We start from the raw sequence: 13,035 nt of genomic DNA on the forward strand, positions 1-13,035 counted from the left end.
CCTGACATGACCGCCATGAACCTGTCAGATGCATCGGTTTTCACCAACCTCAACGGGCTGAATGCCATCAATCGCGTGGGCAGGGAGGATTCTCCCGAGGCCCTGCGTGCGGTCGCGCAGCAGTTTGAGGCCATGTTCCTTGGCATGATGCTCAAGGGCATGCGGGCAGGAGAGGACGCGTTGTTCTCTGACAACTTCATGAACAGTAACGAAATGAAGTTTCACCGCGAAAACATGGACCAGCAGGTGGCACTGCATATGGCAACCAGCGGTGGTGTTGGTCTGGCTGACGCACTGCACCGTCAAATGATGGAACGATATATTCCTGACGCAGCCAGGACCACTGAGCAGCCGATGAATGACGACTGGCGCCGCCGCGCCACTGTTGAGCCCCCAGCGGCGGCTGCCACTAATCGTGAGTTCCAGGCGCCAACAGCTATGTCTGTTCGAGAACTCAAACCAGCGGTGAGCGCCGCTACCGTCAAGGTTCCAAGTGTGCCGGCCCGATTTGACAGCCCGGCCCACTTCGTTGAGACACTGATGCCGATGGCGCGCAAAGCAGCTGCCCAGCTGGGTGCCGACCCGCGTGCGCTGATCGCCCAGGCGGCTCTGGAAACAGGCTGGGGCCAGAAGATGATAACTGGCGCTGATGGCAAGCCCAGCTTTAACCTGTTTGGTATCAAATCAGGTGGCAGCTGGTCTGGTGACTCAGTGTCGGTCAGCACTCTGGAGTTCCGAGACGGTGTCATGCAGCGGGAGAATGCCGGATTCCGCGCCTACAACTCGTATCAGGATAGTTTTGACGACTACGTACAGTTGCTTCAGGACCAGCCACGCTATCGTCAGGCGGTTGAACATGCTGCCCAGCCAGAACGCTTTGTGCATCACCTGCAGGAAGCCGGGTATGCTACAGATCCTCTGTACGCTGACAAAATTAATCGCGTCATGCAAAGTCCGGTGCTCAATGTGGCTTCAAACCGTGGTTCGTCGTTAGTTGAGGTGAATGTCCGATGAGTACGCTGCTGAATACGGCCATTACCGGTATTCGCCTGAACCAGACCGCCATGTCGGTCACCGGTCAAAATATTGTTAATGCCAATACGGAAGGCTACAGCCGACAGTCGGTCAATCAGTCGACGAATCAGGCCATTCGTACGGCTGCCGGTTTTATTGGCACAGGTGTCTCAGTCGATGAGATCGTGCGTAATTCGCAAAAGTATCTGGTGGATCAGGTGCTGCGTGATGTTGGCAGCCTGAGCGACTCAGAAACCTATCTGACCAATGTGACCCAGATCAACAATCTGCTGGCTTCCGAACAGACCAATCTGTCCAGCTACGTGAATCAATTCTTTGATGCCTTGAATGAGTCAGTCAATGAGCCCGGTTCCATGCTCGGACGTGAGCTATTGTTGACGCAGGCGCAACAGTTGTCAGCGGGCTTCAAGTCAGTTGACGCGCGACTTCAAGAGCAGAAGATTGCCGTGAACAAACAGCTGCAGGGCGCCGCCGAAAACATTACCGCCCTTGGACGTCAGATCGCGGCCCTGAACCAGTCAATTGGTGATGCCACTTTTGAATCCGGTGCACCCAATGATCTATTGGACAAGTTGGACCTGCTGGTGCGCGAGCTGGGCTCCTATGTCAATGTGACAACCTCGGCCAGACAGGGAGGCGGTCTCGATATTTACATAGGTCAGGGGCAGCCACTGGTGGCCGGAACCAACAGTTTTCAGCTGCGAACAATACCTGGTGAACCTGATCCGACTCAGTTCGACCTGGCTATATCTAATAAAGTCGATTCCCAGAACATTACCTATCTGTTGAGCGGAGGCAGTGTTGGTGGGTTATTGCGTTTTCGTGAGGACGCGCTGCAGCCAGCGCTGGGTTCAGTAGGCTTGCTGGCGACCGGTCTGGCGGCGAAACTGAATGAGCAGAACCAGCTTGGTATGGATCTGGAGGGAAGTCTCGGTGGCAATATTTTTACCGATATTAATCACCCGACTGTTGCAGCTGGACGTGTTGTGGCGTCTCCTGATAATCGCCCACCCGCGGATCGTGAACTCAGCGTCACCATAGATGACGTCAGCAAACTCAACAGCAGTAATTACGAGCTGAGTTTCCCCGGTTCCGGTCGGCAGTATGTGCTGAAACGTCTGTCTGATGACAAGGTGATGATGTCAGGCATGCTTAGTACGACGTTTCCGCAGGTTCTTAAAGTGGATGACGGGTTCAGCATCAAAGTTGATGGTGGAACCTTCCAGCAGCGCGACAGCTTCCTGATCCGACCTGTCAGCAGCGCCGTTACCTCTTTTAACGTGCAGATTGCCCGAGCAGAGGAGTTCGCTTTTGCATCGCCCGTAAAAACGAGCGCATCGATGGCAAACCAGGGCGGGGCTGAAGTAGTCACAACACGGGTCGATACCATCGACACACCTGCCTTCAGTGATGGTGGTGCGCTGAGTCCACCGATGATTGTCAGGTTCACGTCTGCAACGACCTATGATGTTCTGGATTACTCGGATCCCGCCAACCCGGTACCGCTGGATCCGCCATTAACCAACCTGACGTTTACGCCGGGTGCCAATAATGTAATGCTGCCGTCGACACCAGGTGGTACCACGGTTGTTTCCCAAGGCGCTGCGGTGGCACAACTGCAGATCGGCAGTACCAACAATGGATATCCCGGCGAAACACTGCGCATCCAGACCACTGATCCGGATACCGGTTTTATTAAAGAGCAACAACTGGCGCTGGCGCTTAATGAGTCCGCAGCCAGCATGGCGGCCCGTCTCTCAAGTCTAAATGGTGTGGATGCTTCGGCACACACTTTCATCGAGCTGACGGATTTCCAACCAGGTGCGCCTGGTAATCCACTGCAGATCAGCTTCAATGGTGCCAATCTGACCGATGTGAACTGGACAGCACCGGGTCAAGCTCAGCCCTCAGCAATTCCTGATCCGCTCACGCCAGATTTTCTGCGTGATCGCATCAACAATGATCCAGCCCTGCAGGCTCAGGGCATCTATGCAAAAAGCGATGGCATCAATTTGCGCATCTATGGCACCAGTGGTGAAGATTTTGACTTCAACCTTGATGCTGGTGGTTCAGTACGCATGGGCGAGGCTGCTGATCTGGTAGCTCCGGCCGGAACACCGGTGTCAGTTACCATTGGCGGTACCGTCGAAGTCCGGCTTGCTGCCAATACAGACATTACATCGAACCAGGCCAATGGTGTCTTTGGTCAGGCACCGGAAGCCAAGTCCAACTACACCGGCATTCAACTGGTGATGACAAGTGGTAATGGTCCGGGCGGGCAACCCAGGGCTGGCGATCGTTTCATGATTGCCTACAACACTGATGGTACCGCAGATAATCGCAACGGCTCGCAGATGCTGGCGCTTCAGGACAGCAGTTTGCTGGGCAATGGCACGCAGAACTATCAGGACGTTTATGGCCAGCTGGCTGAACGCGTGGGTATTTTGACCAGTCAGGCTCGCGTCAATGTGGATGCCAGTGAATCCATGCTGCGCCAGTCCATGGATGCCTCGCAGTCGGTATCCGGCGTCAACCTTGAAGAGGAGGCCGCCCGACTGATTCAGCTGGAGCAACATTACAACGCTTCGGCACGACTGATCACACTGGCGCGTGATCTTTTTGATACCTTGTTAGGAATGTAATCATGAGCTATCGATTATCAACCGGTCAGTTGTTTACGCGAGCGCTCAACCCGATGCTGGATGTGCAGAAGGCGGTGAGTAAAACGCAGGAACAGATAGCGACGCAAAAACGTGTTTTGACGCCAGCCGACGACCCTATTGCTTCGACCCGAATACTCCAGCTCAATCAGGAACTGGCGGGTCTTGATAAATACAACAACAGCCTGTCAACGCTTAAAAGCCGGCTGGAGCGCGAAGAAGTTGCCTTGGGCAGCGTCAGTAACCTGATACAGAGAGCTCAGGAACTGGTGGCGACCGCCGGTAATGGCGCCATCAGTGCCAACGAGCGTGGTTATATTGCTACGGAATTGCAGTCTGTCATCGATGCCATGGCGCAGGAAATGAACGCCCGTGACGCTAATGGCGAGTTCCTGTTTGCCGGTTACCAGGGCAAGACCCAGCCATTCGTCAAAGGGCCTGATGGCCGTTATCAATACAACGGCGATCAGGGGCAGAGATTCATTCAGGCGGGCCCGGTGACGTCTATCGCTGCCAATGATTCGGGGTATAAGGTGTTTATGGATGTGCCTGGCGCAACGCCATCTGCTGTCGCGCGTGCAGGTGCAGGCAATCAGGCACAGCCCCCGGCAACTATCAGCAAACCGTTCATTACTGATCAGGAACAGTTCAGCAATTTCTATCCGGAAAGTGTCACGATCGAATTTCGCCCGAATAATGAAGTAGCGCCACCTGGCATGAATTACACCGTCAAACAGATATCGGACGGACGGGTATTGAGCGAGAACGTGCCGTTTGTGCCGGGGCGCGGTATCAATATTAAAGGTGCGCAGGTTAACATTGAAGGGCGTCCGGCTGTCGGTGATACCTTCACGCTGGAATCCACCGCGCGCAAAGGTCTGCTGGAAGGTCTGGAGGATTTTGTGGCTGACCTGGGACGATTCTCAGACAGCGCTGCGGATCGCACCAAGTTGGCCAGCTCAATCGAAAACACGATTGGCAATCTTGGTAACGCACAGGAAAAGCTGCTGAATACGCGTGCTGCAGTTGGCTCGCGACTGAATCAGGTTGACGCGGCAAAAGCCAGTAATGCAGATTTTGAACTGGTGGTGCGTACAACGTTGTCGGAGCTGTCCGATCTGGACTACGCGGAGGCTATCAGTCAGCTGACACAACAGACCTTTGTGCTAGAGGCAGCTCAGGCAACCTTTACCAAGATCACGCGGCTTTCGCTGTTCAACATGTTATAAAGCCGCGTACATACGCGCTGTATTTTCACTTCATTCACTTTGGTACCCGACTGTTCGTTGACTGAATGGATCGGGTGCTAAAGTTTTCTGTCATCTGCCGATAAATATTCGTTCAGGCGCCGTTTCATCTGTTTGAGATTTCGCGCTTCGTTACCCAGCGCGTCACGTTGTGATGCCAGTAGCTGCACGATGTGGCGATCCTGTTCCTGAATTTTTTTGATGTCCTGTTGAATGATTTCTACCAGTTCGACAGCAATCGCCTGGTTAAAAAACTGTTCGAGTTTTTTGTCTCTCAGTGCGTGTAATGTATCAAGTTGTTGCCAGTTATTCTGTTCGGCAAGCGACAGCAGACGGCCAGACATATCAAGTATGTCTCTCCATGCAAGTTTTTGTTTTTCAAGATCTATTTGATACTGGCTGACCATGGTTCATGCTGCACTTTGAGTAGGTGGAATAGCCGGGTGCGGAGAGGGAGAATTGTGATGTCATTTATATCGTTCACAATAGCAGAAAAAAATTCTAAAGAAAAAAAATTTCTGACGAACCCCAAAAAATTGTTGAAAAGTGCCTAAAGCTTTGTTTTTCCGTGTCGTTAAACCGGGTAACGCATAGCAGTGAGCGGTTTGAACGCGGTGATATGCGGTCCGGTTTTAATGTGTAAACTCAGGAGTAAACAAGCATGGCTCAAGTCATCAATACCAACATTGCTTCACTTAACGCGCAGCGAAACCTGAATAGCTCACAGGCTGGTACCAACCAGGCTCTCGAGCGTCTTTCTTCAGGTCTGCGTATCAACAGCGCAAAAGACGACGCCGCTGGTCTGGCGATCTCCACGCGCTTCACTTCCCAGATCAACGGTCTGAACGTTGCGGTCCGTAACGCTAACGACGGTATCTCTCTGGCAGAAACAGCAGAAGCGAGCATGGGTTCCATGAACGACTCTCTGCAGCGTCTGCGTGAACTGGCGGTACAGTCAGCTAACGGTTCGTACTCTGATGCTGACCGTGAGCTGCTGAACTCAGAAGCCCAGGCTCTGATCGCAGAAGTAGGCCGCGTGGCTGACACTGCAAACTTCAACGGCGTAAAACTGCTGGACGGTTCTTACAACTCTTCTTTCCAGGTTGGCGCCAACGCTGGTGAAACCATCAATGTTACTATCGGCAAACTGAGCGCTGACTCATTGGGTGTTGCAGCCCAGAACGGCGTGACTTCATCAGCGACCAGTTCAGCCCTGCAGAATGGTGAACTGACTATCAATGGTGTTTCTGTCGGCGCTACCCGTGCCTCTGACGACTCAGCGTCTACAGATGCTGCTAATACCAGTGCTATCGCAAAAGCGGCAGCCATCAACCGTGTATCTGATGAGTCTGGTGTAACAGCAGTTGTTGATACCAACATCGCAGCCGGCTCCGCAATGACGGCGTCAGCTACTTCTGGTTCAGTTACCATCAACGGTACTTCAATTGCTATTGATACCAGCGACGACGCAGCCTCCAGCCGTGCATCTGTTGTTGCAGCAATTAATGCGCAATCAGACCTGACAGGTGTTACTGCGATCGACTCTGGCGACGACAACCTGGGTGTTACTCTGGCAGCAGCCGATGGTCGCAATATCGAATTGAGCTTTACAACGCTTGACGAGGCAACCACTGGTCTGGCAGCAGCCGGTACTTACACGGGTGGCGTGACGCTGGTCGCACAGTCTGGTGTTAACAGCATCGAAATCGGTGGTAGTAACGTTGCTAACGCTGGTTTCACCGCTGGTAACTACTCCGCAGGTGAGTCAGCGACATCAACTGAACAGGTTAGCGCGACAAACGCACTTGGCTCAGCCAGCGCGTCACTTGCTTCTGGTGACCTGGTAATCAATGGCATCAGCGTAGGGGCTGCTTACGCCAGCTATGACACCGCTTCTTACAATGGTGCAGACTCGAGCGCAAAAACAGGCTCTGCAATCTCCAAAGCAGAGGCTATCAACCGAGTTTCTGATGCAACAGGTGTTACCGCGACTGCCAATGCTAACGTAGTTGAAGGTACTACCACTGCTACACCTGCTGGCTCAATCGGTGATACCGGTACTCTGACCATCAATGGCGTCGATATCTCCATGACAGTGCAGGGCACTGCGGAAGAGAACCGTGCCTACGCTGTGTCGCAGATTAACTCTGTCAGCGGACAAACTGGTGTTGTCGCTGAGGACAACGGTCAAGGTCTCACTTTGACCGCAGAAGATGGCCGCAACATCGTGATGGCTCTTGATAACGATGCAGCTGCTAACACCGGTGCAGGTCCGAGCGCAGCGATGTTTGGTTTGAACGCCTCTGCTGTTGGTGCTGCTGACTATGCAACAGCTACAACTGATGCCGACACAGTAGCCGTTACTACCTACTCAACAGTGACCCTGAAGTCTGGCGGTCAGTTCACAGTCAGCGCTGGCGAGAATGGTAATTCTGCTCTGGAAGCTGCTGGCTTTGAAGCTGGCACTTACGGTGGTGCCGAAACTGGTCAGCGTCTGACTGAGGTAGACCTGTCTACTCAGAAGGGTGCAACTGACGCGCTGGCTACAATCGACAACGCGCTGGGTTCAATCACCAAAGCACGTTCTGAGCTGGGTGCGGTACAGAACCGTTTCTCTGCTACCATCGAGAACCTGTCAGCAACTTCCGAGAAGTTCTCAGCTGCCAACTCTCGTATCCAGGACGCGGACTTCGCGGCTGAAGCAGCCAACCTGGCCCGTAACCAGGCGCTGCAGCAGGCTGGTGTGTCCATGCTGGCCCAGGCTAACGCTTCCAGCCAGCAGGTTCTGCAGCTTCTGGGTTAATTCTCAAAAAGTAAGCTGAGACCCTAAAGTCCGCCCGGTGACTACCGATAATACGGTAGAAGCCGGGCGGACTTTTTTGTGCCCGGGTAACGTAAAGGACGTGGAGCGAGTTTGGGAGATGTGCTGTGAGTGAGATCAGTATTACCCGATTCCAGCCCGCTTTGGTGGCCAGGGATAAGGTCAAGTCCGTGGAATCGGTGGACAACGACCTTGATGCCAACCCTTCCCACAACCCGTTGCAGGACAAATACGACGAAGAATCTTCTGGTCAGCACAAGCGTCAACAGGAGAATCCGTCCGGCCAGCAACACAATACTTCAAGAGACAGCGAAAATCGCTCCCAGAGCCGTCCAGCGAGGTCGACAGACCCATCCGCAGCTGATGAGCCACTTGCCGACGATGAGGCATTGGAACGCGCTGTCACGCGCCTTAATGAGTACGTGCAGACGGTAAAGCGCGATTTGATATTTGATATCGATGCAGAAAGTCTGGAGCCCTCGGTGACGGTGGTTGATCGTGAGTCACGCCAGGTGCTGCGTCAGTTTGATTCGCAGGAAGCCCTGGAGCTGGCGCGCAAGCTGGACTCCGAAGAGTCCATCTCGCTGTTTAAAACCCAGGTTTGATTTTCATTTGATCCCGGTCGGGATACTGATTAGTGCGCCGGGGCGGCGGCAGGGGACCTCAGTCCTCCTGCGCAGCCTCGCGTTCTTCCTGTTCTGCCAGGCGGGCGCCTGCCAGTGTACCGGCCAGGGCATAATTGCCTTCGTGGCAGGCGTACTCGTACAGCGGGTCATCATACGCAGTCAGCGCCAGTTCACCGGTGAAGCTGGACTCGAACACGGTCGGATCATCCACAGTGAACGAGTAGATGATCTTGCCGTCTGCGACGCGTCTGAAGCGTTCAGTGACTGTCAGGTTTTCTGACGCCCCTCTGAAGCTCTGCCAGGGGTTGAAGTGACGGGTTTCCACAACCAGCGTGTCACCTTCCCAGCGACCGATTGAATCGCCCATCCACTTGTTCAATACGTCAGCATGCGGGTCATGTTCATCCTGTATGGGAATGATGCGCGCATCGTGAACCATCTCCACAACAATCACCACGTAGCCCGGGGACTGCACGATCTGGTAGTGGCTGTTGTACATAACTGGCAGCATGGGTGGCCCGGAGTTGGAGCCGAATGCCAGCAGGCAGCGCTCGCCGACACCGCGTCCCTCAGGGCCGTCAAAGGGATCGGGACCAGTTGCCCGTTCCTCCGCACGCGCAGCCAGAAATTCCTCGGTATAACCGGGCAATTGACCATTGGGTGGATCAATGATGATGGAGGTGCGGTATTCGCCGTCGATAGTCGGCATGAACATACCACGATCCGTCCAGAACAGGTCGTAGTTGCCGACTGGAGGGAGGTCCTCAGCTGGAGGTGGCGGGCGATTTGGGTCCAGCGGCTCATTGTCCTGCTCGACTTCCAGTTGCGCGGCGCGCTCCAGCTGGAAGGCCTCCTCGCGGGTATAGGCACGTCGTTCGCCCAGTTCGCGGGGACGGGTCAGCGGTGTGACAGTGGCGTTTCGCCAGACACCCTGCAAATCAGGTGCGCCATCCCAGGTGCGCGGTACCACATAATCATCTTCCTGCGCCAGGGCGCCGAAGGGCAGCAGTGCAGCACACAAAACCGCAGTGCAGGCGAGGGTGTAGGGTCTATTGAACATAGCTTCTTCTCCTAGGTCGAGCCTGAGATTCTAGCCCTATGTGGATTCAGTCACAATCCCTGACTGTCCTGCCTGACCAGCACATTGACCTGTCAGTTGGCGGCAAGGTTTTGCCGCTACAAAGGTCAAGATTCTCCGCAGCAGGTCGACATAAGTACTGAATCGCCTGTATTGGCGGGCCTGAGGCTGCTGGCGTGAAATTTGCTTTGCAGAGCTCAGGATCAACAAACGCACCGCAATCAAAACGGCTTCATACATATGGCAACAATTCAGTCTCTGGGTATTGGTTCTGGACTGCTTACCAGCGATCTGCTTGAGCAGCTGGTCGAGGCAGAGCGCGCGCCTGCCACGGCACGACTGGATCGTGACCAGGATATTGCGGAAGCCCGTCTGTCGGCATTTGGTGAAGTCAGAAGCATGCTGGCGACCTTCAATACCTCGGTCAAACAGCTCAACAGTGTGTCTGCGTTTAATGCGAGCCAGGCCAATAGCAGCAATGACTCAGTGCTCACCGCAACAGCCAGTAGCGTTGCCGTTGATGGCAACTACAGTATCAATGTTCAAAAGCTGGCTCAGCAACATACCCTGGCAACCCAGAGCTATGAGTCTACCACCGAGGCCATTGGCGTCGGCAGTCTGACATTCCGTTTTGGTACAACCGAGTTTGAAGGGGCCAGTGCCTATCAGGGCTTTACGGTCAACCCAGACAAGCAGTCACGCTCGATCACGATTAACAGCAGCAACAACACGCTCGCTGGCATCCGCGATGCCGTCAACAAGGCCAAGATTGGTGTGCAGGCCACAATTGTTGATGATGGCACCGGGTTTCGCCTGCTGTTTACCTCAACCGACGGTGGCGCCAACAACAGTATGGAGATCACTGCCACCGGGTCTGCATCGCTGGGTGCCTTCAACTACAATCTGGGCAGCCAGGATATGCAGCAGACCCAGCTGGCCCAGGATGCCGAATTTACAGTAAACGGTCTGGCCATCACCCGAAACAGCAATCTGGTGGGTGGCGTCATCCCCGGTGTGACACTGAATCTGAAAGGCGTGTCTGCAGGTCCCGCAAGCCTGACCATCAGCAAAGATCCGTCAGACCTGATGGATAAGGTGCAGGGCGTTGTTGATAGCTACAACGCGCTGAAAACCATGACTGATGTGCTGACCGCCTTTAACCCGGATGCCGGAGAAAACGGCCAGGGCAGCGTGCTTACCGGTGATCGTGGTATTCGCACGATCATGAACCAGGTTAACTCTGCGCTGCGCTCTTTTTCGCTGGGCTCCACCTATGGCTCGCTGGCAGAAGTCGGTGTGACGACCAACCAGTTCAATGACTACATGATGGAGTTTGACCGCTCCGCCTTCCAGGAGGCGTTTCAGGCAGATCCGAAGGCGATTACTGCCCTGTTTGCCACCACTGGCATTCCGAGTGATGAAAACGTCTCCTATGTCTCTGCCAGCAGTGCGACCCAGCCGGGTAGTTACAGCCTGGAAATTACGCGCATGGCAGAGGCCGGACGCTATCAGGGCATAGGCGTATCGGCTCTGGCGGCAGGCAATATCGACATTACTGATGCCAATAACAGCTTCAATATTTTTGTGAACAGCCGAGAAGTCAGTATCGATCTGACCGAGGGTACTTATGCCACGGCAGAACTGTTGGCTGAGGAAATTCAACGGCAGGTAAACAGCAGCAGCGAACTGATCGAGACTGCAAACTCGGTAACCGTGACATACAACAGTGATCAGTCGCGCTTTGAAATGACCTCAAACCGTTTCGGCAGTGAATCGGCTATTCGCATTATCGAGGTTGATTCAGCCACGGCTGCGACCTTGGGGCTCGTCAAAGAGGGGCAGGGGCCTTACCAGGGGCTGGAGCTTGGCTCTCTGGCCACCTCGGATGGGCAAAGCAGCTCGCTTTTTAATACACCTCTGCTGGTAGACAGTGATACCCAGTACAGCCTGACAATCAATGGTGCCACCACTGGTGTGCTGACGCTGCCCGGTGACGCTGGCACACCCGTTACCTATAACACCCCTGACGAATTGACCGCTGCACTTAAGTCACAGATAGACGCGGCGCTTGCCGGGGATGGTATCACGGTCAATGTCGACTACGTTTACAACAGTGATGACGACACGGCCCGACTGGTATTTTCGACGGCCAATGCTGGCGATGAAATCAGTTTCAGCGATATCAATCTTGCCAGCGCCACGCGCCTGGGGCTTTTTGAGGGCCGAGGTGAACCGGTTACATCGATCCGCGGCACCGACGTCGCTGGTCTGATCAATGGTGTCGAGGCTCGCGGCACGGGTCAGGTGCTGGTCGCATCGACGGGCGAGAACCCTGAAACCGCAGGCTACTATCTCAATGCTGCCCATGGAGATCTGTCCACCAGCACCGCTGCCGACAAATTCCGTCTGCGAGTCGATGGTGTACTCTCCGGGCAGATTACCCTGGGCGTTCTGGCCAACACCAGCAGCACAGCGGTGGCCAATACCCTGCAGACAGCCATTAACAACGATCCCGCGCTGATTGCTGCCGGCAAGTCGGTCACCGTCGCCTATGACGCAGATAGCGGCGGCTTCAAAATGACATCGGGCAGCCGCGGTGCCAGTTCCTCGGTGACGATCTCGTCGCTGGAGGGAAATGCTGCGGCAGTATTCGGCTTCGCAGCCGGGGCCGGGGCTGCCGGTCAAAGTGGCTCAGCAGCCAGCGGTGACGCCGATCCTGCCTCCGGGCTGCGTATCCGCATAACCGATGGTGATGTTGGCAACCGCGGCACGGTTGACTACTTCAGAGGCGTCGCCAGTCGACTGACAGCACTGATCGATTCCATGTTGGGTAGTGATGGTGTGCTGACAGGTCGAAGTGATTCGCTGAATGCCGAGCTTGAGCGCATCGCCGAAAAACGCGTTGATCTTGCGGAGCGACTGGCACTGACCGAACGACGACTGCAATCCTCGTTCCTGGCCAACGAAATCATTATCTCGAATTTCAACAGCACCGCCAGTTTTCTGGAGTCTCAGCTGCCAATGCTGGAAGCTTTGGTGACCCCAAACCGCAAAAAATAACCTGATCTGACCCGACGAGGATGGAATAATGTATTCACCCAATAGCGCAATCGCCCAGTACCAGCGCGTCAACAATGTTGGCTCCGTTGAGGGGGCCAGCCCCCATCAGCTGATTCTGATGTTGATGAACGGTGCACTGGAACGGCTTGGCAAGGCCCGTGGCGCGATTGAGCGGCATGATGCAGCCCTTAAGGGAGGCCAGCTGGGCAAGGCAATCAATATCATCGGCGGCTTGCAGGGCAGTCTGGACCGCAACCAGGCGCCGGAGTTTGCAGAAAACATGGATAGACTCTATGACTACATGCAGCGCCGTCTGCTGGAAGCCAACATCAAGAACGACATCTCCATCATCGATGAGGTCAGTGACCTGATGCGAAATGTCAAAACAACATGGGAAGAGATTGATCCAGTTCGCAAAACTGCATATTGATCCCCCAATCGACCCGTTATGATGTTTGACGTCGAGTAATCGCTCAGTGTCTAATTGCTCTGGGAGAGCAATCCACAC

The 13,035-nt window shown here is 54.5% G+C and carries 9 protein-coding genes; 7 read left to right on the plus strand and 2 right to left on the minus strand.

Annotation, left to right across the window (positions count from 1 at the left end; genetic code table 11):
• Positions 1-6 precede the first annotated feature (6 nt).
• The 3 genes from flgJ to flgL are packed head-to-tail and all read left to right on the plus strand — an operon-like array spanning position 7 to position 4,924.
• Positions 7-1,014, plus strand: a complete 1,008-nt coding sequence (gene flgJ / locus QGM61_RS13720) for a flagellar assembly peptidoglycan hydrolase FlgJ (protein WP_281133291.1) — start codon at positions 7-9, stop codon at positions 1,012-1,014.
• Complete coding sequence (gene flgK, locus QGM61_RS13725; RefSeq protein WP_281133292.1) at positions 1,011-3,677, plus strand: flagellar hook-associated protein FlgK; 2,667 nt, start codon at positions 1,011-1,013, stop codon at positions 3,675-3,677. The genes flgJ and flgK overlap by 4 nt, the downstream gene beginning before the upstream one ends.
• 2 nt (positions 3,678-3,679) lie before the next feature.
• On the plus strand, positions 3,680-4,924 hold the full coding sequence (gene flgL / locus QGM61_RS13730) for a flagellar hook-associated protein FlgL (protein WP_281133293.1): 1,245 nt from the start codon (positions 3,680-3,682) through the stop codon (positions 4,922-4,924).
• Between the two features lie 77 nt (positions 4,925-5,001).
• Here flgL and QGM61_RS13735 read toward each other — a convergent pair whose 3' ends face one another.
• Complete coding sequence (locus QGM61_RS13735; RefSeq protein ID WP_281133294.1) at positions 5,002-5,349, minus strand: flagellar protein FliT; 348 nt, start codon at positions 5,347-5,349, stop codon at positions 5,002-5,004.
• A gap of 254 nt (positions 5,350-5,603) precedes the next feature.
• Here QGM61_RS13735 and QGM61_RS13740 point away from each other — a divergent pair, with 254 nt between their 5' ends.
• Together QGM61_RS13740 and QGM61_RS13745 are read left to right on the plus strand one after the other, a co-directional pair.
• Positions 5,604-7,745, plus strand: a complete 2,142-nt coding sequence (locus QGM61_RS13740) for a flagellin (protein WP_281133295.1) — start codon at positions 5,604-5,606, stop codon at positions 7,743-7,745.
• Between the two features lie 125 nt (positions 7,746-7,870).
• A complete protein-coding gene (locus QGM61_RS13745) occupies positions 7,871-8,368 on the plus strand; it encodes a flagellar protein FlaG (protein WP_281133296.1) in 498 nt (165 codons plus the stop codon).
• A gap of 58 nt (positions 8,369-8,426) precedes the next feature.
• Here QGM61_RS13745 and QGM61_RS13750 read toward each other — a convergent pair whose 3' ends face one another.
• Positions 8,427-9,449 (minus strand): hypothetical protein, encoded by a 1,023-nt coding sequence (locus QGM61_RS13750; RefSeq protein ID WP_281133297.1) that lies wholly within the window; start codon positions 9,447-9,449, stop codon positions 8,427-8,429.
• A 258-nt stretch (positions 9,450-9,707) separates the two neighbouring features.
• Between QGM61_RS13750 and fliD the strand changes: the two genes are divergently transcribed.
• Both fliD and fliS read left to right on the plus strand, forming a co-directional pair.
• Positions 9,708-12,527, plus strand: a complete 2,820-nt coding sequence (gene fliD, locus QGM61_RS13755) for a flagellar filament capping protein FliD (RefSeq protein ID WP_281133298.1) — start codon at positions 9,708-9,710, stop codon at positions 12,525-12,527.
• Positions 12,528-12,555: 28 nt separating this feature from the next.
• Entirely contained in the window at positions 12,556-12,957 is a 402-nt protein-coding gene (fliS, locus tag QGM61_RS13760; RefSeq protein WP_237134497.1) for a flagellar export chaperone FliS, read from the plus strand.
• Positions 12,958-13,035: the final 78 nt, after the last annotated feature.

The sequence above is a fragment of the Pseudohongiella sp. SYSU M77423 genome (assembly GCF_029911965.1).
GTDB lineage: Bacteria > Pseudomonadota > Gammaproteobacteria > Pseudomonadales > Pseudohongiellaceae > Pseudohongiella.

Bases quoted from the DNA above. Each gene is read 5' to 3' on its own strand.
- flgJ (WP_281133291.1), top strand. From the start codon at position 7: ATGACCGCCATGAACCTGTCAGATGCATCGGTTTTCACCAACCTCAAC.
- flgK (WP_281133292.1), top strand. From the start codon at position 1,011: ATGAGTACGCTGCTGAATACGGCCATTACCGGTATTCGCCTGAACCAG.
- flgL (WP_281133293.1), top strand. From the start codon at position 3,680: ATGAGCTATCGATTATCAACCGGTCAGTTGTTTACGCGAGCGCTCAAC.
- QGM61_RS13735 (WP_281133294.1), bottom strand. From the start codon at position 5,349: ATGGTCAGCCAGTATCAAATAGATCTTGAAAAACAAAAACTTGCATGG.
- QGM61_RS13740 (WP_281133295.1), top strand. From the start codon at position 5,604: ATGGCTCAAGTCATCAATACCAACATTGCTTCACTTAACGCGCAGCGA.
- QGM61_RS13750 (WP_281133297.1), bottom strand. From the start codon at position 9,449: ATGTTCAATAGACCCTACACCCTCGCCTGCACTGCGGTTTTGTGTGCT.
- fliD (WP_281133298.1), top strand. From the start codon at position 9,708: ATGGCAACAATTCAGTCTCTGGGTATTGGTTCTGGACTGCTTACCAGC.
- fliS (WP_237134497.1), top strand. From the start codon at position 12,556: ATGTATTCACCCAATAGCGCAATCGCCCAGTACCAGCGCGTCAACAAT.